The following is a 20,254-nucleotide window of genomic DNA, read 5'->3' as shown; positions in this document are numbered from 1 at the left end:
GTCGGTACACAGTCGATCTCAAGTCCGCAGTGTCGATGTCGATGACCACGGTAATCCCAAATCCCAATGGAAAACCGCCATGGTCAGCATCACTTCCGTTTCGATCACCCCGACGGCCACGACTGCTTCGAACAAGACTGCCGTCAGTGAGAGCACCGAAGACACCTCAGTCACGGCAACCGCCGAGGCGTCCAGTGACACCACCAAGGTATCCGCCGGCGGCGCCCCCGCGGCGAGCGGCAGCAGCTCCAGCAGCAGCGAAGAATCCGATACGGTGAAAGAGCTGCGCAAGCAGATCGCCGAGCTGCAAAAGCAATTGCAGGAACAACAGCAGCAACTGCAAGCGGCCCAAGCCAGGCAGGAAAGCGCCGAAGCCAAAGCGGCAGACGTCGCGGCGGCTCAGTCGCAGATTGCGACGACTTCGGGTTCGTTGCAGACCGCGACGGCGGCGTTGTTGCAGGCGTTGCAGGATGAGGGGGGCAGTACTTCCGGTTCCTTGGTCAGTACGACTGCTTAACTCAGTGCTGGAAGACTGAAGGTGAACGTCGTGCCCTGTTGCTCGGTCGAGACCACGTCCAGTTTTCCGCCATGGGACTGCGCAATTTGACTGGCAATGTACAACCCTAACCCGAGGCCGGTCTGCGGTGTTCCGCTGGCCGATCGCGAGTAGGGTCGGAACAGATGGGGCAGCTCATCCTCGGCAATCAGCCCCTGATTGTTCACGCTCAGCACGAACTGTCCTTCATTGATCTGCGCGCTGATATCGATCGGGCCGTCGGGATCGCCATGAGCAACCGCGTTCGCCACCAGATTGGAGAGCAATTGCGCGACCCGCTCGCGATCACAATGAATGCTGTGCAGGTCACCGATGGACGATTCAATGGTGCGGCCGGGATGGACGCTCTGAACCTCTGAAATCACATGCCGCAACGCATCCTCAAGATCCGGGCACGGTTCAATGTTCACGGGAATGCCACGGCCCAAAGAGCCGCGAGCGAAATCCAGAACGTCATCGACCAGTTTGGTCGCACGACGGGCACTGGTGAGGATGTGCCGGGCCCGTTGCTGATTCGCCGGATCGGGTAGTTTGCGCAGGAACATTTCGGCGCCGGCGCTGATGGCGAACAAAGGGTTGCGCAGATCATGCCCGAGCACGGCAATGAATTGTTCGCGCAGTTCGGCGGTTTCCCGTTCCTGCTTCAGCGCTGCTTCGGTCTTTTGCAGGTTTTCTTCGGCCTCGATCTGCAGCGCCAGCATCCGGGCGAAGGATTCCATGGTGCTCTGGATCGTGCTGGATTTGAGGGGCGCAGGGTTGGGATCAAGGGCGCAGAGGGTGCCGAAAAAGCGTCCGTCGGTGCGGAAAACCGGCACGGATATGTAGCTTTCGAACTGATAGAGGCGAGGGGTGTGGTGATCGCGGTAAAGCGGGTCTTCACTGGCTTTGTCGATGACCACCGAATGATGCGACCGACGAATTTCGTGGCACAGGGTCGTGACAAGATCCAGCTCACCGCCGACCTGCAAACCGAAATTCAGCTGATCGAGCACCGCACACGCCGTCCACGATTCTTCGGTGACCCGGGCCACGGCGACGAAGCGCAGGCCCGTCAGTTCATGGATCACTTGAAGAATCGCCGGCACCGCACTGATCCGACCGATCGTGGCGATGTCTGCTGCCGCTGCTTGCCCCATTTCAATCTATCCCTGTATGAACGGTGTGGTGGGATTCTAGCGGGCTGGCGCGGCGTTGGCGCGACTTCATTGTCTGAATTTGACGTGCAAAAAAGCCGCACGATCCGAAGATCGTGCGGCTTGGTGTTTGTGCATCAGGTGTCTTGTTTGTTGCTCAGAACTTTGCCGGTGGCGGCATCGAAATCCACGTCAAATTCTTTGCCGTCAGCGGTTTTCAGTTCGACTTCGTACTCGTAGCCGTTGAAGTGATTATCCAGATCCGTGTCAGTGATGGTCGCACCCGGATGCAACTTCAGAGCAGCCTGATTCATTTCTTCCAATGGCTTGATCTTGCCGCTTTTGACCAGCTCAGGGATCTGGTCGACGCGGACATCAGCCTGGGCCAGGCCCGCGGTGAGGGTCAGGGCAGCAGCAGTGAACAGGGCAGTCAGGGTTTTCATGAGGTTCTTTCCTTGGATGAGCTTTTTAAGTGGGATCAGGTTATCCGGCGCAACTTAATCCACCCTTAATTCTCCGAACGCGACTGAATGAAGACCGTTCCCACGTTCATCAGTAACCGTTGTTCTGCAGCAATTGCGCAACACTGGCCGCCGCCGGGCGTTTGTAGAACTTGAGCAGTTCGCTGGCGCGGTTGGTGAAGATGCCGTCGACGCCGGCGTCCATGACTTTCTGGTAATCCACGGCATCGTCGATGGTGTACACGTGCACCAACAAGCCCTGATCGTGGGTGTACTGGTTCATCCACGGTTGCACCAGGTCCGAGTAGCTCTGATCGCCACCCTTGGTCAGCGCGGCAGAAGGGCCAGTGCCGATCGCGCCCTGGGCTTTGGCGTACTCGACCCATTGCTGGAATTCGGCTTTATCTTTCGGTTGTTGTTTGGCGTAGTAAGTGGCCTTGTCCTTGTCGCCGGACTCGGCAAAAGTCACCTTGGATTTCGGCTCGATGCTGCCTTCACCGACCCACAGCAGGAGGATTTTCGGCACTTTCGGCATTTCCTTCTCGAGCAGTTCGAGGCTGCTCTTCTCGAAGGTTTGCAGCACGACTTTACCTTTGCCCTGGCCAACCGCCAGATCGCTCTTCGCCAGTTTCGAACCGGCCGGGCTCAACCAGCCGCGGTCCTGGAGTTTTTCCTTGAGGTCGCGCTCGATCCCGGGAAATTGCTTCGGTTCTTTGGTTTCGATGTACAGACCGGGCTTGTGCAGCGGATTGCCTTGGGCAATGTCGATGATTTCATCGAGGGTCAGAACTTTCAGACCAGCGTACGCAGGACGCGCGCGATCCGGGTAGGCGGTGTTGAACCAGCTCCCGGCATCCAGGGTTTTCAGCTCGGCGATAGTGAACTCGTTGGCCGGGCGGTCCTTGCGTTCAGGGAATTTGCTGGCGACGTCGGTGGTGCGTTGCAGGTTGTTGTCATGCAGGGCGAACAGCACGCCATCCTTGCTGCGTTGCACGTCCAGTTCCAGGTAGTCGGCACCCAGATCGCGGGCCAGTTTGTAGGCCGCGGCAGTGGATTCCGGTGCATCGAAGGACGCGCCACGGTGAGCGATCACGGCCGGATGCGGGATGCCCGTGCGGGTTGCCAATGCGGTGGGGCTTGGTTCGCTGGCGGCCTGTGCGTGGCCGAGACCCAGCATCAGACTCAGAAGCAGGGCGCTCTTGGTAAAGGGAACGGGCATGGTCGAGGTCCTTTCGCAGATTTTCAAAGACGTATCTTTTAACAACTGAGCGCCGCTTGCGCTATCGCCAGACCGACATAAACGTGTTTAAAGCAGATTTTTTCAGCGCTTTTGTGCGCTTCTTTGCAGTACTCTTGGCCCCGGCAGTTACCCCGGCAGAGGGAACGCCCATTCGCTTGCCCTGCGTGTAAACCATCGATCACCGGTCCTTTGCGACCTTCTGTGAGGTTTATCATGCGCATCACTTCCGAGCTCATCTGCCAGGCCGCCGACCAACTCAAAGGCTTCGTCGGCCTCAATCGCAAGACCGGCCAGTACATCGTTCGTTTCAGCGAAGACTCCTTCGGCATGGACGTGGCTGACGACGGCATTATTCCCACCAGCGAATTCGTCTGGGCCCCAGGTTCCGCGCAGGCCATGACGCTCAAGCGTGAGTTGATTCAGTTGTTGCTGGATCAGAACATCGATGACCGGATCAACATCACCGAGCCGTTGCGGGTGTACATGAATCGGCGGGAAGTGCCGGAGATTTCGGCGGTTCGCAGTTTGGTGCAGGGCTGAGTTTTGCGGTGACTGTGCAGGCCCTATCGCGAGCAAGCTCGCTCCCACATGGGTTATGTGTCGATCACAAGACCCATGTGGGAGCGAGCTTGCTCGCGATGGCGGCCCTAAGAACACCACAACCACTCACTGTTTAAACGCATACGCCCGCTCAACCTTGCACACCCGCGTATGGCAAGACGAATACCAGGTCGACCGCCCGCGCTCGCGAATCTCACTGTGCTCGGGATGATGTTTCCACGCCAGGATTGCCGCTTCGCTGGCCCAGTAGGACACCGTAATCCCGAGCCCGTCTTCACCCCGAGCCGATTCCACACCCAGGAAACCGGGTTGCTCACGGGCCAGTTCGACCATGCGCGTGGCGGCCTGCTCGTAACCGTGATCACCGTCGGTGCGCAGGGAGGTAAAAATCACCGCGTAGTAAGGCGCTGGCGGAGTCTTGGCGATCATGACTTCTGCCTCTTGCAGGCTGCGATCAACGCACGGACCAGCGGCGGCAGCTTGCCTTTGAGCGCTGCGCGTTCAGGTTGGAACAGCGTTGCGACGAAGAACGGATGACCTTTGAGTTCCACTGCCCGCAAGTCGCCGGTTGAATCGTGTCCAACGGCGCACAGCTGTTGGCTCAACAACTCACGTTCGAACGCGGGATTAATGCCGTAGCGGCAGTGATAGCCTTCGACAATCTCAGCGCTTTCGTACGCCTGGGCGATCAACGAGCCTTCCACCAGATGAATGCTGTCGACGGCCTCCACCAGCGAACAGGTCAGTGGCGTGAGCAGCGCTCGCGCCGCATCGGGCGATGTCTCGCCATGTTCGGCATCGTCCCAGCCCAGAACATGTCGGGCGTATTCGAGTACGGCGTGTTGAAAGCCGCCGCAGGTGCCAAGGAACGGCCGTTGCTGTTCACGGGCAAAACGAATCGCCCGCAACGCACCGTCCATATCGCGGTAAGGACTGGCGGGCACGCACCAGAAGCCGTCGAAGCCAGTCAATGGCGCATCGGCGCTGATACGGTCGGTGGCCAGCCACTGGAACTGCACGTCTGTGCCTGCCTGTTCGGCGGCCATGCCGAGGGCGATGGGGATGGCTTGGTGAGCGGTGACTTGCGGGTCGTAATCACCGATCAAGGCGATGCGGATTGGGCGGGTTTCCATGAGTGCGCTCCACGCTTGTTGATTCCTGGCACCCACTATAGATTGGCGTTCACGCACTCAATATTGGCGTTATCCCAATTGATCAATGCACCGACGCACTATCGACTGGACTACCCCGACCTGTCCCTGATCCTCGCGTTGGTGCGCGGCGGCTCTCTGGCCCGGGCGTCGACGCTATTGAAGGTCGACGTCTCGACCGTATTTCGCGCCGTGCGCCGACTGGAAGCCGCGCTGGGCCAGCAACTGTTCGAAAAGAGCCGCGCCGGCTACTTGCCCACCACCTTGGCGCAGACCCTGGCCGAGCAAGCTGAACGGGCCGAACAGGCGCTGGAGGCGGCGCGCATTGGCGTGGAGCAGGGCGGTGAAGTCATCAGCGGCACCGTGCGCCTGACCTGCACCGATTCGGTCCTACAAGGTTTGCTGTTGCCGGCGTTGGCGAAATTCATGCCCGGCTACCCGGCGCTGACCATCGAGCTGAGTACGTCCAACGACTTCGCCAACCTCAGCCGCCGGGATGCCGATATCGCCTTGCGTCTGACCCGCACACCGCCCGAGCACTTGGTCGGCCGGCGATTGGCTGAGGTGTCCTATCGAGTCTGTGCCAGCGAGGCGTATCTGAAATCGGTCGATTCCGAAGACTTGGCTTCGCTGACCTGGATTGCCCCGGACGACTTCCTTCCCGATCACCCCACCGTCGTGTGGCGCCGTCAGCAGTTGCCCGGCGTCACGCCGGGTTATCGCTGCAACAGCATGTTGTCGGTGACTGAGCTGGTGCGGGCCGGGCTCGGTGTCGCGGCATTGCCGGACTTCCTCATCGGTGAAGGGCTGCAACCGTTGAGCGAGCCGTTACACGGTTACGACACGGCGCTCTGGTTGCTGACCCGCCCGGACTGCCGCGCCTTGCGCTCGGTGGTGACGTTGTTCGATGAGTTGGGGCGGACGCTTCGATTGCCTTGACCGAGCGCTAAACTTTCGGCTGATCCTTGCGCACGAAGTGCTGATGCATTTCCGAGGTCAGGCTTTCGATGCGTTCGGTGAGGGCCTTGGTCATTTCCGTAAGCCGGGTGTTTTGTTCGAGCAACTCCAGCAGTTGCGCGGTGTTCTGCGCCGCTTGCGCCTGACGTTCACTGTTGGCGACGGCGAGGGTTTCGCGGTGCAGGGCGTCGGCGTCGGACTGGGCTTTATCCCGCGCCGCCTGACGGGTCTGGGCCAGCAGAATCAACGGCGCGGCATACGCCGATTGCAGGCTGAACGCCAGGTTGAGCAGGATGAACGGGTAGAGATCGAAGTGCGCCACGCCAAACAGATTGAGGCAAACCCATATCACCACGATCAGCGTCTGCGCACCGAGAAAGGTCGGCGTGCCGAAGAACCGCGCGAAGGCCTCGGCGCGCAGCGCAAACTTGTCGTTGCCAAAGGTAGGCGCCAAGTGTGCATGGGCACGATGAAAGCGCAGATGGTCGACGGGGAGGGCGGGTTGAGTGTCGGAAGTCGTGGTGGTCATGGTGCTCTCTGCATGGTGCTGGGACTGAGGCTCACTATAGCCCCAGCGCCAGTTTCATTCTGAAACACATTACGGAGTTTTATTCCGCGCTATTGATCACCGCTAAAGCGGCGGACATTGTCATTTATTGCAGCTGATAGCAGGCCAGAAACATGTCCAGTGCCGACTCCACAACAGTGGTCTGCATTTCAGCTGACAGGCCGGGCAGGCCCATGGAAATCTGTGGCCAGAACGCAAAGGATTTGAGCATTCCCTGAATCTGTTGTGCAGCGAATTCGGGGTCGACCGGCTTCAAACGGCCATCGGCCTGGGCGGCGCGGATCCACACGGTCAGGCCTTCTTCGCGCTCACCCATTCGGGCGACCATGTTCTGCGCGCGCTCGGGGGAATGGATGGTGGCGGCGATGGCCACCCGCGCCAGGTCGAGAAAATTGTCATCGCCCAGCATCTGCATTTTCGCCATCAGCATCAGGCGCATCTGGTCGCGCAGCGGCAGATCAGGGCGGTAGGGCGTTTCCTGTTCTGCCGTCACCCGCGCCCACAATTGATTGAGGATTTCGGCGAACAACTCTTCCTTGCTGGGGAAGTGGTTGTACACCGTGCGCTTCGACACGCCGGCGGTGGCAGCGATCTTGTCCATGCTGGTGATGTCGAAACCGTTGGCACGGAATTCGGCAATCGCCGCCTGAATGATGGCTTCGCGTTTTCGGTCGGTGAGGCGCTGTGGAGCTGTCATAAGTACGCTTCGGCAGGAAAAAGTGAGAATTACACTTGGCAGTTTACTTGTGATCGGGTTTGATGCAACCTAGAAACTACACTGTGCAGTGTAATGTTTTGTTAATCCTGCGCAGTGAACAATAGATCTCCGGCTGATGCGTGCGTGCCTTGGCCATTTATCGTCCCAAGCGGAAAACCGCGAATCATGTGTTTTTCCTGGAGTCATTCAGTCATGGCCACTTCAACTTCCCCTGCGGACAACGCCTCCACGCCTGAAGCATCCCGTCAGGCAGAAGGGCACTTTCGAAACCATGCGCCCGTGCAACGTGAAGGCTTTCGCAAAATGGTGCGCATCATGTGGAACATGATCTTCCACAAACCGCGTAACACCCGCCCGACGGCGCCTGTCCCGGTGCAAACCCTGACTCAGGCAGCGTTGATCGCCGCCCCCAACCACAGCGTTTACCGCCTTGGCCATTCCACCGTACTGCTGAAACTGCGGGACAAATTCTGGATCACCGACCCGGTCTTCGCCGAGCGCGCCTCACCCGTGCAATGGGCCGGCCCCAAACGCTTTCACCAGCCGCCGATCAGCCTTGAAGAGTTGCCGCCGATTGAAGCGGTGATCCTGTCCCACGATCACTACGACCACCTCGATTATCAAGCGGTGCTCAAACTGGCGGACAAGGCCAAGTACTTTCTGACGCCGCTGGGCGTGGGCGACACCCTGATCAAATGGGGCATCGACGCCGGCAAGGTCCGTCAACTGGACTGGTGGCAAGGTACTGAGGTCGACGGTATTCAGTTCATCGCCACGCCTTCGCAACACTTTTCCGGCCGCGGTCTGTTCGATGGCAACAGCACGCTGTGGGCCTCGTGGGTGATGATCGACGGTGACACGCGAATCTTCTTCAGCGGCGACAGCGGTTATTTCGATGGCTTCAAACGCATCGGCGAACAGTACGGCCCATTCGACCTGACGCTCATGGAAACCGGTGCCTACAACGTCGAGTGGCCGCATGTGCACATGCAGCCGGAGCAAACCCTGCAAGCGCACATCGACCTTAAAGGCCGGTGGTTATTGCCGATTCACAACGGCACCTTCGATTTGTCGATGCACGCCTGGTTCGAGCCCTTCGACCGGATTCTGGCGTTGGCCTGGGAGCGGAATGTTTCGATTACCACGCCGCAAATGGGGCAGGCGTTCAATGTGATGTATCCGCAGCGGGGTGGAGCCTGGTGGTCGGAGATGGAAAGCGTTGGCGATCAGGTGGAACCTCAGAACGCTTGATAACGTGCTGCCGGGCCGACCCGCGGGAGCGGCCCGAGTTTCACATCTAAACTAGCTGCGTTCATCCTGTAGCAGGTTTAGATATTCCGAGATCTTTGCCGCGGTCAAATCGCGAAATTTTCCGCGGAGCATTTCATTCAGCTCCTCCTGAGACAGTCCGAGCTTTTGTGCCGCCTCAGTCTTACTCAGCCGACCGGTTTCGAGAAATATGCCAATCTTCATAACGTACTCAGATTTGGCCCGCATCTCACCCGCATCGGGATATCCCAGCGCCTCATAAACACAGCTGTCGCTTCCATTGACTTCACTCATTCGCCGACACCTCACTCAACCATCGCATAATCCGCCCGCCCAACCGGATCAGGCGTAGACCCTTTCACATTCATCCCTCGACCCGGCGCAAACCCCGGGAAGAACACCAACCCCTCCGATTCAAACCGATAAGCCAGCGCCAGCCGCGTAACATCCAGCACATCGCGTTCATCCTCAAATCGCTGAATAGCGTCAACCGAAACCCCGGATTCCCGAGACAGTTCCTCCACATTCCAACCCAGCATCGCTCGGGCCTGAACGCTATGCGCGGGGGTGAATTGGAAAAGGGCGATACGTTCCAGGGTGATTTTCATCGCAAGAGAGGCCATGGTGTTCTCCGGGCTCAAGAGTGCTGATTCAAAAAATACTGTGTTTTTGTACAGTTGTTTTGAGCGCGGATCAACCTCATTTTTTGATCGGTTCTATCTCGTCCCGTCCAGCCAGGTCGTTGGCGCCTGTCCCAGTACGCGGCGGAACATCGTGGAGAACGCCGCCGGGCTGTCATAGCAAAAATCCAGGGCAATGCGCGTCACCGGTTCGCCCTCCACCAGCCGCGCCAGAGCCAGCACCACGCAGGCCCGCTGCCGCCATTGGCTGAAACTCAGACCCGTCTGTTGGCGGAACAGGCGATTGAAAGTACGCAGGCTGATGTGCAACTGATCGGCCCATTGCTGTGGCGACTGGTGAGCGTCGGGCCGCTGCACAAAGTCCTGGCACAACGCGAGTAGCCGTGCATCGACGGGCAGCGGAATGTGCAACGGCAGGTGAGTGCTGCGCGCCAGTTCATGCAGCAGCAAGCCGATCAGCGTGCCGTCGCGCCCGCGCTCGTCATACGCCAGCGGGATCTCCACCGCCTCCATCAGCAAGTGCCGCATCAACGGCGAAACGCTGATCACCTGGCAGCGATCCCCCAGATCCACCGCGCCCGGCTCGATATACACACTGCGGGTGCTCACCCCCAGCATCAGCACCTCGTGCACCACTCCTGCCGGAATCCACACCGCCCGCTGAGGCGGCACCACCCAATTGCCGTCGTGCGTGCTGACCTGCATCACCCCGGTGGCGCCGTACAACAATTGCGCCCGCCGATGCGTATGACGAGGCAACAAATGGCCGTGGGAATAATCCGTACCGATGGCCACCACCGGCCGTGGCGTGTGGTCCAGCAGATCAATCGAAACATTGCGCATCGAGCAGCCTCAGCGATTGGCGTAAACGCGAACATTATTGGCTGACTTGCTGAAGCAGGCCAAGACACATCGCTCTATCGTCGACCGCTCTCAACTAACGGACGACACCGATGTTCTATCTCCTGCTGGCACTCTTCGGCTGCATGACCGGCATCACCGCGGTGCTGTTCGGTTTCGGCGGTGGCTTCGTCGTCGTGCCATTGCTGTACCGCATGCTCATGACCAGCCACGGCACAGACGATCCCGTCAGCCAATCGGCGATGCACATTGCTGTGGCAACCTCGACCTGCGTGATGATCGTCAACGCAACGATCGCCACCGGAAAACACCGACGCGCCGGTAATCTCATTCGTCATTACCTGTGGCCGCTGGGTGGGTTTATCGGCGTGGGCGCGATCATCGGCGCAGTGGCCGCGATGTGGGTGAGTGGCGAGGTGATTCGCTATGCCTTCATCGCGTACCTGGGCGTGACCATCGCGGATTGCCTGTTGCGACGCGGCTTTCTTACAGCGTCCGACACCGCCATCCCACGGCGATTGGGAAGGGCAGAAGTCTCTGGCGGCGGCGTAGGAATCGGCACCATCGCCACGTTTCTCGGCGTAGGCGGCAGCGTCATGACCGTGCCGTTGTTGCGGCGTTGTGGGTTGAGCATGTCCCAGGCGACGTCGATGGCCAATCCGCTCAGTTTGCCCGTGGCGCTGGCCGGGACGCTGACTTACATGGCCATGGCTGGTTTCACCGAGTTTGATCTTGGGCTGTGGTTTGTCGGTTATGTGGATCTGCTGGCGTTTGCGGTGTTGACGGTGGGGTCGCTGGTGGGGATTCGGCTGGCTACGCCGTGGATCGGGCGGATACCGGATCGAACCCATGCGCGGGTGTACATCGGTTTGCTGGTTTTGGTGATGCTTGGTATGTGGGTCAAGTAGGGTTGGAATCAGCAGGTTTTTTCGCAAGAATAAGTCTTTGCATTGATCAAGATTTCACGCAGGAGAACGTCATGTCGATCCTCGAAAGCGACTGGAAGAAATTCAAGGAACTGCGCAAGATCGCGCTCGATCGTTTCTGCCAAGGTGTTCTCGCCGATGCCAAGTCTATTGCACAACATGGTGCACTTTCTGCGCATGCTCGCTATGGAATGCTTTATGGCCTGATCCATGATCGAAACAAGGACATGGCCCGGGCCTTTGACCACAACAGCCAATCCCGTTCCAGTGCGCTCACCGCTTTAAGGTTGTTTGTCATGCACGACTTGCTGACCGACGCAGAGTTATCAGTGCTCAGTGAAGATGCGCTGGACTACATCTCGGATGTCGTTCGCCAGCCCTATGAGCTTGAGTGGGTCGAAGAGATCGTGAGACAGGACTGACAGTCGTATACAGATGTCATAAAAGGACAATGCATGTTGATCTTCAACTGCACCGAAGCAGCCAGCAACCTTTTCAGCCGCGTCCACAAGGGTAAGAAAATGACCCCGGTGGAGAAACCGCCATCGCCCGTTATCGAGGACGATGAACAAGGTGAGCTCACCGAACAGTGGCTGGTCCATGCCATCACCGTGCAACGCAAACACGTGCTGTTCGTCATTCACATGCAAACCCGCTACTGCATGATTTTTGCGGATGCGAAGAAGGCCGACGTTAAAGGTTTCATTCAGCGGTTTTCTGATCGTTGGATGAACGGACTGATGCGTGATGCACTGCACCATGATGTCCTGCAATGGGTTGGTCATGACTCCATGCTTGAAAGATTCAATGAAAGCTGCCGCCAATACAGGCTCTACAAACGCGGTCATCGCAGTGCGCAAGGCCATATAGGCGAAATCGCCTGGATCTTTGAGGATTACGCCGCAGAGTGGGGTTGTTTGCCGCCTGACGAGATCATGGCTGGTCGCGTTGACGCGAAGATGAACCACTTCATTAGAGGCAGCAAAAACGTCAAAGGCTATTTAGTGCCGGATGAGGAGATGATGGCTCACTGGATGCGTCAGTACTGTGGACTCGACGAGCCTGGCATCCAGGCCGCACGCAATCGACGTGATGAAGTCAAACGAGAAATACGAGAGCTGGAAGCGGCCTACGCGAAGCAGGGCCAGCCACCGCAATAATGCTATGAAGCAAGTTACTTATCCGCCAACCCCGGCGCTTCCCGAACAATAAAGTGATCCAGGTTCTCAATATTCGCGCTGAACACCCCGAACGTCTGCTCGGGGTTTTTCTTGCTCGGCACCTGCTTCAACTCCGGCGTCACACCATAAAAGAAGCAATACAACTCTTTCCCGCTCTCACTGGCGTGCTTGATCTCTTCCAGAAACGCTTTGCGCTTGCGGTAGTTGTCGATCAGCTTTTTGCTCAGGTAAACGTTGACTGAATAAGGCTTCTTCTTCGCCTCGTCCGCTTGCTTGAACCAGACCTTTTGTTCGAAGTCGATGCGAAAGCTCTGCGTGTAATCCTTGATCTCCTTGATCTTGCCCCAGTAAATCAGTCCCTTGTTGTCCTGCAAATACTCGATCTTCTTGAAGAACGACCCATAAGGCGCCGTGTGCTCACCAATCTTCAGCGGCATGCGCTTGAGCAACTCCTTGTCCTCGAAGTTCGACACAAAACACTCCACCGGGTGGGCGAAGACACTGGTCTTGTCCGGTGCTGATTCGCGGGTCGGGTGTTCGACATCACTGACCGCTGAAGAGGGTTTCGGATCGTCCCGCATCACGTCAGCCGCCACCGCCGGGCTCGACGGCTTACGCACATATTCGCGTCGCGTCAGCAACAGCTCCGACGGGAAATGCTCCTCGCGACTGTCATCCGTTTCCGCACCGTCCGCGTCCACACATGAGGCCGACGCCTTAAGACTGACATAAGGACAATCCGCAACATGGCGGGTGCTGGGTGTGTTCTTGAAGTGCGGGGTGCGAACGTAATTCACGTTTTTGGCGTTGAACGTCGTCAGCACATTCGCCGCATCGAAGGCCAAACGACAGGCATCGTTGGGGCACTGGAAGTGCTCCTTGGCGGAATCGAAGTCCATGGTTTCGTCGAAATTCAGATCACGCACGTCATAGATCGACAGCTTGTCGTCGAGGCTGAGGCAGTAGGCGAGGTCGAATTTCATGAGTGTTTTAGCTCTTTTTGGGATCGTTTTTATAGTCGCTAGGACCTCGTTCTGCACAGCTTTTTTGCCAATTCGGCCGACTTTGTTGTGCGGCTTTACCAGTGATAGCAATGTGGTTACCGTTGTAGGATTAGTTTCCTGTGGCTGTGATCTGTTTCCTACGTCTGGTTTTAGGTCCTACAGACCGTATCGACTGCGATAGAGCAGCAGCCCCGCGATACCCAATTTTGCTCATGTAGCAAGGATAGCGACTCGATGACTTCTCCTGCACTTAACCAAATCTTGTTTGGCCCCCCTGGAACCGGCAAGACTTACGCGACCATCGAGGCTGCGCTGGAAATTCTTGCTCCTGAGTTTCTTCAGGCCAACAAAGACGATCGGGGCGCTCTGAAAAAGCGTTTTGATGAGTTAGCGGCGGATAGACATATCGAGTTTGTTACGTTTCATCAAAGCTTTAGCTATGAGGACTTTGTCGAAGGTCTTCGTGCGGAAAGCGGAGAGGAGGGACAGTTACGGTATGAGGTTGTCGATGGCGTCTTCAAAAATTTGTGTACCACTGCCATTACTAAGGTTACCCACCAAGCCTCTGCGCCGAATGATATAGAGCGACGTCGTGTCTGGAAGATGTCGTTGGGCAACATTCACGGTAACGATGCGTACATTTTTGATGAATGCAAAGAGAATAATTACGCTCTGCTGGGTTACGGCCGGTGCATCGATTTCAGTGGCTGCAAGAGCCGAGAAGATATTGCCCGACGCTTTGCTGACGCTGGTGAGGTTCTACCCGAAAATGCTTATGGGATTACAGCGGTTCACAGCTTTCTACTGAAAATGCAAATTGGTGATTTGCTGGTAGTGACGGAGGGCAACACCAAATTTCGGGCGATTGGTGAAGTGACCGGTGAGTACCATTGCTTAAATCGTGAGGATCAAGGCTTTGAGTACGGGCAATGTCGCGCAGTGAAATGGTTGCGAATTTATGAGCCTTCCCTACCTCATGATCAACTTATAAATGGCAAATTCACCCAGCGAACTCTTTATGAGTTGGGATCTGGATCGCTGGATCGCGGAAAGCTAGCTCAGTTGCTAGGAGCTCCACCACAAGACTCTGCAACGAGCGTGAATCCAGGTGTTCGCTTTACGAAAGGGGAGTCATTTGGTTCCGGGTACGTCGTCGCGAGTGCTTCTGAAGAGTTGCTCAATTTGGTTAAACCCAACGGAAAAGAACTGCCGATTGGAATGAGCATTCTTAACACACTTGCTGAGTATGTGCGTTCTGATCGATTAACCGTCTCAGACATTCGCAACAAGCTGGTTTTTGACAAAGTCTCAGAAACCAAACTGGAGCCATTTCTGATCAATGGTTACAACAATATTCTGCCGGTTTTGGTTGAGCGAATTTTGGATAATCCATCCGATCGCGCAAAGCTAAAAGTATCAGCCCAAACTAGAAATGCGCGCGTTCTCATCATCGATGAAATAAATCGCGGCAACATTTCACGAATTTTTGGCGAGCTGATTACGCTCATAGAACCGTCCAAGCGTGCCGGAGCTGATGAGGCATTGAAGGTGACGCTGCCGTATTCGAAGGATCATTTCAGCGTTCCTAGTAATGTCTATCTCATTGGTACTATGAACACTGCTGATCGCTCGCTGGCGGGTCTAGACATCGCGTTGCGTCGTCGTTTCACTTTCCGTGAAATGCCGCCGAAGCCTGAGCTACTGAAAAATATTTTCGTGGGCGAACTCAACCTCGCCCAGCTCCTTACCGTGATGAATCAGCGAATCGAAATGCTGCTAGACCGTGATCATTGTTTGGGGCACGCGTATTTCATGCCTTTAGAGAGTGAACCTACGCTGAAACGGCTGGGAAAAATCTTTCGTGAGCAAGTGCTCCCATTGCTGCAAGAGTACTTTTTCGAGGACTGGCTGCGAATTCAGTGGGTGCTTAACGATCATCGCAAGGCCCCTGAAAATTGCTTTATCAAACAGCCACCGTTCAATCCGGGATCGTTGTTCGGTGATCAAGTGGTGCTCAGTAACCAAAATAACCAATGGCTTATCAACGAAGGCGCCTTCGACCGGATTGAGTCTTTTTGCGGCGTCGTTGATCACGAAGCGATCTCGTTGAACCTGCAAGGCGTTATCGAAGCTGAGAAAGGTGTGACGGCGTGAAACCCGTCATCACGGTTCGAGAGTACGCGAGACTGACGACGGATAAGGTGACTGCGCCGACGTTGGATCTTGCGCAAGTATCAGTGTCTGTCTTTGACTGGCTATGCAAACTCAACGCTTCTTTCAGCAATGCTGGAGCTGCGCTGGTTCAACTTGAGAACCGTCGTTTACTGAAACTCGACAATTATGTCGGTGTACTGGAAACACCCTGCGGCACTCGTCTCGAAATTCTTCCCAAGCATTTTGAGCAAGAGGACTGTATCAAGCAGAGCAGAGCATTGTTGCGACGCATGATCCAAGCATCTCTAAATTTGCCTACCCGAGAAGTTGGCGCGGCGGATCTACAAAACTTCGATGCGCCGTTGAGCGAATGGGTCATAGGCCGATTCTTGCTGGCTCTGGATCATTTGATCAAGCGAGGTCTACGCTTTGACTACCAGCGCGTAGAGGAGGAGCAACGGTTCCTGCGTGGTCAATTGGATGTGGTCAAGCAGATGCGCCAACTCCCAGGTCGTCAGCACCATTTTCAGATTCGACACGACATCTATCTGCCCGACCGACCAGAAAATCGGTTGCTCAAATTAGCGTTAGATCAGGTCTGCAAAACGACTAATGATGCCGGTAATTGGCGACTGGCTCATGAGCTAAGAAGTGTCTTGTTAGAGGTGCCAACAAGCCGTGACGTGCAACAGGATTTTAAACAATGGAGCAACGAGCGACTGATGGCGCACTACGTCCCGGTAAAACCCTGGTGCGAGCTGATCATCAAGCAACAGATGCCTTTGGCGGTTGCTGGAGATTGGCATGGCATGAGCTTGTTGTTCCCGATGGAACGGCTGTTTGAGCGCTATGTAGCTGCGAGTCTTGGCAGGGATTTGCAGGGCGATGCCCAACTGCAAACTCAATCCCACAGTGAGTATTTGTGTCAGCACAAAGGCAAAAACTTCTTCCAGCTACGGCCGGATCTGATGGTTCACTATCAACAAAAAAGCTGGGTGCTGGACACAAAATGGAAGCGGTTGAGTTCATCCGCTGAGGATAAAAGCTACGGTTTGAAGCAGTCCGATTTTTATCAGTTGTTCGCTTATGGCCACAAATACCTCGAGGGCGAGGGGGAGTTGATGCTGATTTACCCCAGACGATCTGCATTTGATGCGCCGCTGCAGGTATTCGAGTTCGCTCCGCAGCTTGCACTTTGGGTACTGCCGTTTGATATGGAACGTGGCGTATTGTTAGGGGCTCCTGAAGGGTTCCCGCTTCACTCTCAGCAACAGCAATCGGCGTGACACTCAACGTTCCCAATCAAACGGGTGCAGAAAGCTGCACCCATCTTTAACGGCTTTCTAAAATAGAAATAGCCGTGAAGCTTTCCTCCACCAGGAGGTTTGCTGTTGGGTCGGCAGGATGCAAGGCATGTCCCGCATCCGAATCCATGGTTCATTCTGCCAATGCAGCAAACTCAGTTGCATCTGTGGCCAATCCAAAACGCTCAAGGTCGGCCGCTCAACTGCCCGCGATGGTCTTGCGTCACGCAGTGCAGCTACAACCTGATGCGTCAGCCATTCGCGTAGTGAGCGATATTCCGGGCAATAGTGATAAACCAATAATGCATACACGCCCGATTCGCTGAGCATCAGTCGTTCCTCTGCTACTCCGTGAGCGTGCACCAACAACATCCGTCGCTGATCTGTATCGAGTTTTCGGGACATTCGCTCATCCCAATACTTGCCCATCAGCCGCCCTATATCACGCGCGCAAAACCAGGCTTGGTTTTCGAAGAGTAGGGCGTGGAGATGAATGTCGTGGCGAGTGAATAGGGTGGATGCGAGAGGCTCCCACTCGTCGTTCATTGGTGTGGGTAAACTTCTGGATGCGAGTTGAGTAGACATAATCCGTGACCTCTACGTATTAAGGGGGCAGGGCTAGACCCAACGTAGAGTGGAATTAAGAAATCCCAACGAGCAAAGCCGTCACCTTCGAACGACAAACCACCATAGGGTGAATTGCGCATCTGTGTGATTGACCAAGCTTTCTACGTTGGGCGTTTCTTAGGCACCTGCAATGAAGCTTAGAGGTGCTTTGATGGGGCATCAACGCGGAAGCAGCTGTAAGTTTTGTAGGAGTTTTGACGTCGTAGCGTAGGGATGAAAAAAGCATTTTCATTCACCCATAAAAAAGCCCCGATCAGATCGGGGCTTTTGCTTTTCGATTTTTCGATTCAGAGTGCAATCGTCAAATCACGGTTAGCTAGGAAATCAATCCCAGCTAAGCGCACCGCCGGTTTGGTATTCAATAACCCGAGTCTCAAAGAAATTCTTCTCTTTCTTCAAGTCCATAATCTCGCTCATCCAAGGGAACGGGTTAGTCGTCCCTGGATACTCTTCCTTCAACCCAATCTGCGACAGGCGACGGTTAGCGATGAACTTCAGGTAGTCCTCCATCATCGCCGCGTTCATGCCCAACACGCCGCGAGGCATGGTGTCGCGCGCGTATTCGATTTCCAGCTGAGTGCCTTGCAGAATCATCTGCGAAGCTTCTTCCTTCATTTCAGCATCCCACAAGTGCGGGTTTTCGATTTTGATCTGGTTGATCACGTCGATGCCGAAGTTCAGGTGCATGGATTCGTCGCGCAGGATGTACTGGAACTGCTCGGCGACGCCGGTCATTTTGTTGCGGCGGCCCATGGAGAGGATCTGGGTGAAGCCGCAGTAGAAGAAGATGCCTTCCAGAACGCAGTAGTAGGCGATCAGGTTGCGCAGCAGTTCTTTGTCTGTTTCGACGGTGCCGGTTTCGAACTTCGGATCGGAGATCGAACGGGTGTATTTCAGGCCCCAGGTGGCTTTTTTCGCGACCGATGGGATCTCGTGGTACATGTTGAAGATCTCGCCTTCATCCATGGCCAACGATTCGATGCAGTACTGGTAGGCGTGGGTGTGGATCGCCTCTTCGAACGCCTGGCGCAGGATGTACTGGCGGCATTCCGGGTTGGTGATCAGGCGGTACACGGCCAGCACCAGGTTGTTGGCAACCAGGGAGTCGGCGGTGGAGAAGAAGCCGAGGTTGCGCATGACGATGCGGCGCTCGTCGTCGGTCAGGCCTTCCGGGTCTTTCCAGAGGGCGATGTCGGCGGTCATGTTGACTTCTTGCGGCATCCAGTGGTTTGCGCAACCGTCCAGGTACTTCTGCCAGGCCCAGTCGTACTTGAACGGGACGAGCTGGTTGAGGTCGGCGCGGCAGTTGATCATGCGCTTTTCGTCGACCGCCACACGGGCGGAGGCGCCTTCGAGTTCGGCGAGGCCTTCGGCGATGTCGAGGTTGTCCAGGGCAGCTTTTGCACGGGCGATTGCGGCGGAGTCGGACGCGGTTACAGCGCGGGCTTCTTGCGCCGCGACGCCACCAGCGGTGTCGAGGCGGTCCATGTTGGCTTCAGTTGCGTGCCCGGCGTTGGCGCCTTTTACAACGGTTTCGCCGCTGTCTTCTTTGTCGAATTCGTCCCAGCTCAGCATGACGTGTCGTCTCCTGCGTGAGGGCCAGATGCCCGTGTGAAAACTGATTGGTTGGTTTTTCACACGACCGTACTGGCCGCGTTGGATAGCGTTTTTTGCAGCGGTACACGCAGGCAAATAAACATAATTTTGTACGGGGTTCCGAGAGCCTCTGAGGGGCGCAGAAATCGGTGAAGACTTCGGCGTGGGCTTCAGACTGGCTGTTATCCCTGTAAGGGAATATTGCAGGCCCGTTTAAGCCGGCATTATAGGGAAATTTTTGCGGCCGTGGTGGGGCGAATCCGCGCATGGAGCGGTCGAGAAGGAGTGTTTTTCGGTTGGAGCGAGGGTTTACAGGGCTTTGGCTGGATGTCGCGGGTGCAGATTTTTTTTCATAAATTTTGGTGGGCAATTTTTTTGTTCAAAAAATAGCCAGAAAACTGCGTTTTTCACTACATGTTGTGTTTTGAGTCACTTTTCGATGCCCCCAGACACAACTAAGCCCGGCCGAAGCCGGGCTGTAAAGTCACGCTTGATGATCAGCTGAGGCGAGCGGCGCCCACGTGATCTGCGCCATCGGCAGCGACTTTGGCAGCGCTGGTGTGATCAAAACCGTCAGAAGCGAGTTTGGCAGCGCCCGTGTGGTCGGAGCCATCGGAGGCGAAAGACGCCGAACCGGTATGGTCGTAACCGTCAGAAGCGACAGCCGCTTCAGTGGTGTAAGCAGCCGAGCCAGTGCGGTCGTAGCCGTCAGCGGCGAAGGTGTTAGCGGCCAGGACAGAGAGGGTCAGGGCGAGGATCAGTTTGGTTTTCATGGTAGTGGCTCCAAGTTCGTTGGCGTTTTGTGCCTTGGGTGTGGAATTCATACTAAGGCCAGATAATTTGATTAAAAAGCGCAAATAAACGCTTTAAATAATCGAATAAGTAGATATCTAAGGTTCGGCGCTTCATCTGCCTTAAATAGCAGGCAGGTGGGTCGAACCTTGGGAGGGTGAGAGCGGGTGATTAGCCGTTAGAGCAGCCGTTACCCATGACGCTGTAACGAAGAATGTGGCGTTGGCCTTTAGAGTCGTCGTATTCCATTTTCGCCGGAACAACTTCACACACATTCGGGATTTCGCTCATGGAGATAACTTTGGCGATGTCCAGGTGGGTGGAGTAAGTGTATTCCTCAACGGCGGGTTGCTGCTGTGCGACATCAGTCGGGACCTCGTCTGCCATGGCGGTTGCGCACAGGCTGCTGAGGGCCAGAACTAATAAAGCTTTCATTTCAGATTTACCTTTTAGAGGTCGAGTGGGGTCACGCAACCTTTTTAGGGTTGCGTGTAGAACTTAAGTACTGGTTTTGGATTAACTGCCTTCGTGGGGGCTGCAACTTGGTTAATCAC

Annotated in this window: 24 protein-coding genes; 9 read left to right on the top strand and 15 right to left on the bottom strand. The window is 55.9% G+C overall.

The features are described 5' to 3' along the window. The first annotated feature begins 79 nt into the window (after positions 1–79). Positions 80–517 carry a hypothetical protein gene (locus AC3IUE_RS25390; RefSeq protein WP_056741451.1) on the top strand — a complete coding sequence of 146 codons (438 nt, stop codon included), beginning with the start codon at positions 80–82 and terminating at the stop codon, positions 515–517. On the opposite strand, the gene AC3IUE_RS25385 is transcribed toward AC3IUE_RS25390, so the two are convergent. The 3 genes from AC3IUE_RS25385 to AC3IUE_RS25375 all read right to left on the bottom strand — a co-directional run bounded on the left by AC3IUE_RS25385 (position 514) and on the right by AC3IUE_RS25375 (position 3,369). Next, positions 514–1,692: a GAF domain-containing sensor histidine kinase gene (locus tag AC3IUE_RS25385; protein ID WP_489264123.1), complete on the bottom strand. Its 1,179-nt coding sequence runs from the start codon at positions 1,690–1,692 to the stop codon at positions 514–516. The genes AC3IUE_RS25390 and AC3IUE_RS25385 overlap by 4 nt on opposite strands. A gap of 134 nt (positions 1,693–1,826) precedes the next feature. Then, entirely contained in the window at positions 1,827–2,132 is a 306-nt protein-coding gene (locus tag AC3IUE_RS25380) for a PepSY domain-containing protein (protein WP_056741449.1), read from the bottom strand. A 109-nt stretch (positions 2,133–2,241) separates the two neighbouring features. After that, on the bottom strand, positions 2,242–3,369 hold the full coding sequence (locus tag AC3IUE_RS25375; RefSeq protein ID WP_489264122.1) for a glycerophosphodiester phosphodiesterase: 1,128 nt from the start codon (positions 3,367–3,369) through the stop codon (positions 2,242–2,244). A 234-nt stretch (positions 3,370–3,603) separates the two neighbouring features. On the opposite strand from AC3IUE_RS25375, the gene AC3IUE_RS25370 reads away from it, so the two are divergent. Further along, entirely contained in the window at positions 3,604–3,930 is a 327-nt protein-coding gene (locus AC3IUE_RS25370; RefSeq protein WP_056741447.1) for a DUF2025 family protein, read from the top strand. A 126-nt stretch (positions 3,931–4,056) separates the two neighbouring features. Here the strand turns inward: AC3IUE_RS25370 and AC3IUE_RS25365 are convergent, their stop codons facing one another. Together AC3IUE_RS25365 and AC3IUE_RS25360 are read right to left on the bottom strand one after the other, a co-directional pair. After that, positions 4,057–4,380, bottom strand: a complete 324-nt coding sequence (locus AC3IUE_RS25365) for an antibiotic biosynthesis monooxygenase family protein (protein ID WP_095130946.1) — start codon at positions 4,378–4,380, stop codon at positions 4,057–4,059. After that, positions 4,377–5,084, bottom strand: coding sequence for a CTP synthase C-terminal region-related (seleno)protein (locus AC3IUE_RS25360; protein WP_489264121.1), 708 nt, complete (start codon positions 5,082–5,084; stop codon positions 4,377–4,379). Before AC3IUE_RS25360 ends, AC3IUE_RS25365 begins: the two co-directional genes overlap by 4 nt. Before the next feature lie 15 nt (positions 5,085–5,099). On the opposite strand from AC3IUE_RS25360, the gene AC3IUE_RS25355 reads away from it, so the two are divergent. Then, positions 5,100–6,041 (top strand): LysR family transcriptional regulator, encoded by a 942-nt coding sequence (locus AC3IUE_RS25355; RefSeq protein WP_489264120.1) that lies wholly within the window; start codon positions 5,100–5,102, stop codon positions 6,039–6,041. A gap of 7 nt (positions 6,042–6,048) precedes the next feature. Here the strand turns inward: AC3IUE_RS25355 and AC3IUE_RS25350 are convergent, their stop codons facing one another. Together AC3IUE_RS25350 and AC3IUE_RS25345 are read right to left on the bottom strand one after the other, a co-directional pair. After that, on the bottom strand, positions 6,049–6,588 hold the full coding sequence (locus AC3IUE_RS25350; RefSeq protein WP_150657192.1) for a DUF1003 domain-containing protein: 540 nt from the start codon (positions 6,586–6,588) through the stop codon (positions 6,049–6,051). 124 nt (positions 6,589–6,712) lie between these two features. Beyond that, positions 6,713–7,324: a TetR/AcrR family transcriptional regulator gene (locus AC3IUE_RS25345; RefSeq protein WP_489264119.1), complete on the bottom strand. Its 612-nt coding sequence runs from the start codon at positions 7,322–7,324 to the stop codon at positions 6,713–6,715. A gap of 213 nt (positions 7,325–7,537) precedes the next feature. Between AC3IUE_RS25345 and AC3IUE_RS25340 the strand changes: the two genes are divergently transcribed. After that, the gene (locus AC3IUE_RS25340) at positions 7,538–8,596 is read left to right on the top strand and encodes an MBL fold metallo-hydrolase (protein ID WP_489264118.1); all 1,059 of its coding nucleotides are present in this window, start codon (positions 7,538–7,540) and stop codon (positions 8,594–8,596) included. 51 nt (positions 8,597–8,647) lie between these two features. On the opposite strand, the gene AC3IUE_RS25335 is transcribed toward AC3IUE_RS25340, so the two are convergent. The 3 genes from AC3IUE_RS25335 to AC3IUE_RS25325 form a co-directional block, all read right to left on the bottom strand. Further along, a complete protein-coding gene (locus AC3IUE_RS25335) occupies positions 8,648–8,908 on the bottom strand; it encodes an XRE family transcriptional regulator (RefSeq protein ID WP_489264117.1) in 261 nt (86 codons plus the stop codon). A gap of 11 nt (positions 8,909–8,919) precedes the next feature. Next, a complete protein-coding gene (locus AC3IUE_RS25330) occupies positions 8,920–9,237 on the bottom strand; it encodes a helix-turn-helix domain-containing protein (protein ID WP_489264116.1) in 318 nt (105 codons plus the stop codon). A gap of 93 nt (positions 9,238–9,330) precedes the next feature. Beyond that, entirely contained in the window at positions 9,331–10,098 is a 768-nt protein-coding gene (locus AC3IUE_RS25325; protein WP_489264115.1) for an AraC family transcriptional regulator, read from the bottom strand. Between the two features lie 110 nt (positions 10,099–10,208). Here AC3IUE_RS25325 and AC3IUE_RS25320 point away from each other — a divergent pair, with 110 nt between their 5' ends. From AC3IUE_RS25320 to AC3IUE_RS25310, 3 genes are all read left to right on the top strand, one after another. Next, a complete protein-coding gene (locus AC3IUE_RS25320; RefSeq protein ID WP_489264114.1) occupies positions 10,209–11,024 on the top strand; it encodes a sulfite exporter TauE/SafE family protein in 816 nt (271 codons plus the stop codon). 71 nt (positions 11,025–11,095) lie between these two features. Continuing rightward, a complete protein-coding gene (locus AC3IUE_RS25315) occupies positions 11,096–11,464 on the top strand; it encodes a hypothetical protein (protein WP_489264113.1) in 369 nt (122 codons plus the stop codon). Positions 11,465–11,497: 33 nt separating this feature from the next. Further along, complete coding sequence (locus tag AC3IUE_RS25310) at positions 11,498–12,202, top strand: DUF6933 domain-containing protein (protein ID WP_056741437.1); 705 nt, start codon at positions 11,498–11,500, stop codon at positions 12,200–12,202. 14 nt (positions 12,203–12,216) lie between these two features. On the opposite strand, the gene AC3IUE_RS25305 is transcribed toward AC3IUE_RS25310, so the two are convergent. Next, the gene (locus AC3IUE_RS25305) at positions 12,217–13,206 is read right to left on the bottom strand and encodes a hypothetical protein (RefSeq protein ID WP_489264112.1); all 990 of its coding nucleotides are present in this window, start codon (positions 13,204–13,206) and stop codon (positions 12,217–12,219) included. A gap of 255 nt (positions 13,207–13,461) precedes the next feature. Between AC3IUE_RS25305 and AC3IUE_RS25300 the strand changes: the two genes are divergently transcribed. Both AC3IUE_RS25300 and AC3IUE_RS25295 read left to right on the top strand, forming a co-directional pair. Continuing rightward, positions 13,462–15,381, top strand: a complete 1,920-nt coding sequence (locus AC3IUE_RS25300) for an AAA family ATPase (RefSeq protein ID WP_489264111.1) — start codon at positions 13,462–13,464, stop codon at positions 15,379–15,381. Further along, positions 15,378–16,667 carry an McrC family protein gene (locus AC3IUE_RS25295; protein WP_489264110.1) on the top strand — a complete coding sequence of 430 codons (1,290 nt, stop codon included), beginning with the start codon at positions 15,378–15,380 and terminating at the stop codon, positions 16,665–16,667. Before AC3IUE_RS25300 ends, AC3IUE_RS25295 begins: the two co-directional genes overlap by 4 nt. Positions 16,668–16,724: 57 nt before the next feature. Here AC3IUE_RS25295 and AC3IUE_RS25290 read toward each other — a convergent pair whose 3' ends face one another. From AC3IUE_RS25290 to AC3IUE_RS25275, 4 genes are all read right to left on the bottom strand, one after another. Then, positions 16,725–17,270 carry a BRO-N domain-containing protein gene (locus AC3IUE_RS25290; protein ID WP_489264109.1) on the bottom strand — a complete coding sequence of 182 codons (546 nt, stop codon included), beginning with the start codon at positions 17,268–17,270 and terminating at the stop codon, positions 16,725–16,727. Between the two features lie 366 nt (positions 17,271–17,636). After that, positions 17,637–18,887 carry a ribonucleotide-diphosphate reductase subunit beta gene (locus tag AC3IUE_RS25285; RefSeq protein ID WP_008034875.1) on the bottom strand — a complete coding sequence of 417 codons (1,251 nt, stop codon included), beginning with the start codon at positions 18,885–18,887 and terminating at the stop codon, positions 17,637–17,639. Positions 18,888–19,405: 518 nt separating this feature from the next. Further along, on the bottom strand, positions 19,406–19,681 hold the full coding sequence (locus AC3IUE_RS25280) for a hypothetical protein (RefSeq protein WP_489264108.1): 276 nt from the start codon (positions 19,679–19,681) through the stop codon (positions 19,406–19,408). A 190-nt stretch (positions 19,682–19,871) separates the two neighbouring features. Beyond that, positions 19,872–20,135 (bottom strand): DUF2790 domain-containing protein, encoded by a 264-nt coding sequence (locus AC3IUE_RS25275; protein WP_008145979.1) that lies wholly within the window; start codon positions 20,133–20,135, stop codon positions 19,872–19,874. Between the last annotated feature and the right edge of the window lie 119 nt (positions 20,136–20,254).

This window comes from Pseudomonas sp. GL_093 (genome assembly GCF_057837605.1).
This window is presented reverse-complemented; position numbering and strand designations above follow the sequence as displayed.

What these genes read in the sequence shown, in the direction of transcription:
- AC3IUE_RS25375 (WP_489264122.1), bottom strand. Translation starts at nt 3,369, where the DNA reads ATGCCCGTTCCCTTTACCAAGAGCGCCCTGCTTCTGAGTCTGATGCTG.
- AC3IUE_RS25370 (WP_056741447.1), top strand. Translation starts at nt 3,604, where the DNA reads ATGCGCATCACTTCCGAGCTCATCTGCCAGGCCGCCGACCAACTCAAA.
- AC3IUE_RS25290 (WP_489264109.1), bottom strand. Translation starts at nt 17,270, where the DNA reads ATGTCTACTCAACTCGCATCCAGAAGTTTACCCACACCAATGAACGAC.
- AC3IUE_RS25310 (WP_056741437.1), top strand. Translation starts at nt 11,498, where the DNA reads ATGTTGATCTTCAACTGCACCGAAGCAGCCAGCAACCTTTTCAGCCGC.
- AC3IUE_RS25345 (WP_489264119.1), bottom strand. Translation starts at nt 7,324, where the DNA reads ATGACAGCTCCACAGCGCCTCACCGACCGAAAACGCGAAGCCATCATT.
- AC3IUE_RS25365 (WP_095130946.1), bottom strand. Translation starts at nt 4,380, where the DNA reads ATGATCGCCAAGACTCCGCCAGCGCCTTACTACGCGGTGATTTTTACC.
- AC3IUE_RS25285 (WP_008034875.1), bottom strand. Translation starts at nt 18,887, where the DNA reads ATGCTGAGCTGGGACGAATTCGACAAAGAAGACAGCGGCGAAACCGTT.
- AC3IUE_RS25380 (WP_056741449.1), bottom strand. Translation starts at nt 2,132, where the DNA reads ATGAAAACCCTGACTGCCCTGTTCACTGCTGCTGCCCTGACCCTCACC.
- AC3IUE_RS25335 (WP_489264117.1), bottom strand. Translation starts at nt 8,908, where the DNA reads ATGAGTGAAGTCAATGGAAGCGACAGCTGTGTTTATGAGGCGCTGGGA.
- AC3IUE_RS25390 (WP_056741451.1), top strand. Translation starts at nt 80, where the DNA reads ATGGTCAGCATCACTTCCGTTTCGATCACCCCGACGGCCACGACTGCT.
- AC3IUE_RS25360 (WP_489264121.1), bottom strand. Translation starts at nt 5,084, where the DNA reads ATGGAAACCCGCCCAATCCGCATCGCCTTGATCGGTGATTACGACCCG.
- AC3IUE_RS25385 (WP_489264123.1), bottom strand. Translation starts at nt 1,692, where the DNA reads ATGGGGCAAGCAGCGGCAGCAGACATCGCCACGATCGGTCGGATCAGT.
- AC3IUE_RS25340 (WP_489264118.1), top strand. Translation starts at nt 7,538, where the DNA reads ATGGCCACTTCAACTTCCCCTGCGGACAACGCCTCCACGCCTGAAGCA.
- AC3IUE_RS25350 (WP_150657192.1), bottom strand. Translation starts at nt 6,588, where the DNA reads ATGACCACCACGACTTCCGACACTCAACCCGCCCTCCCCGTCGACCAT.
- AC3IUE_RS25280 (WP_489264108.1), bottom strand. Translation starts at nt 19,681, where the DNA reads ATGAAAACCAAACTGATCCTCGCCCTGACCCTCTCTGTCCTGGCCGCT.
- AC3IUE_RS25325 (WP_489264115.1), bottom strand. Translation starts at nt 10,098, where the DNA reads ATGCGCAATGTTTCGATTGATCTGCTGGACCACACGCCACGGCCGGTG.
- AC3IUE_RS25275 (WP_008145979.1), bottom strand. Translation starts at nt 20,135, where the DNA reads ATGAAAGCTTTATTAGTTCTGGCCCTCAGCAGCCTGTGCGCAACCGCC.
- AC3IUE_RS25315 (WP_489264113.1), top strand. Translation starts at nt 11,096, where the DNA reads ATGTCGATCCTCGAAAGCGACTGGAAGAAATTCAAGGAACTGCGCAAG.
- AC3IUE_RS25320 (WP_489264114.1), top strand. Translation starts at nt 10,209, where the DNA reads ATGTTCTATCTCCTGCTGGCACTCTTCGGCTGCATGACCGGCATCACC.
- AC3IUE_RS25305 (WP_489264112.1), bottom strand. Translation starts at nt 13,206, where the DNA reads ATGAAATTCGACCTCGCCTACTGCCTCAGCCTCGACGACAAGCTGTCG.
- AC3IUE_RS25300 (WP_489264111.1), top strand. Translation starts at nt 13,462, where the DNA reads ATGACTTCTCCTGCACTTAACCAAATCTTGTTTGGCCCCCCTGGAACC.
- AC3IUE_RS25330 (WP_489264116.1), bottom strand. Translation starts at nt 9,237, where the DNA reads ATGGCCTCTCTTGCGATGAAAATCACCCTGGAACGTATCGCCCTTTTC.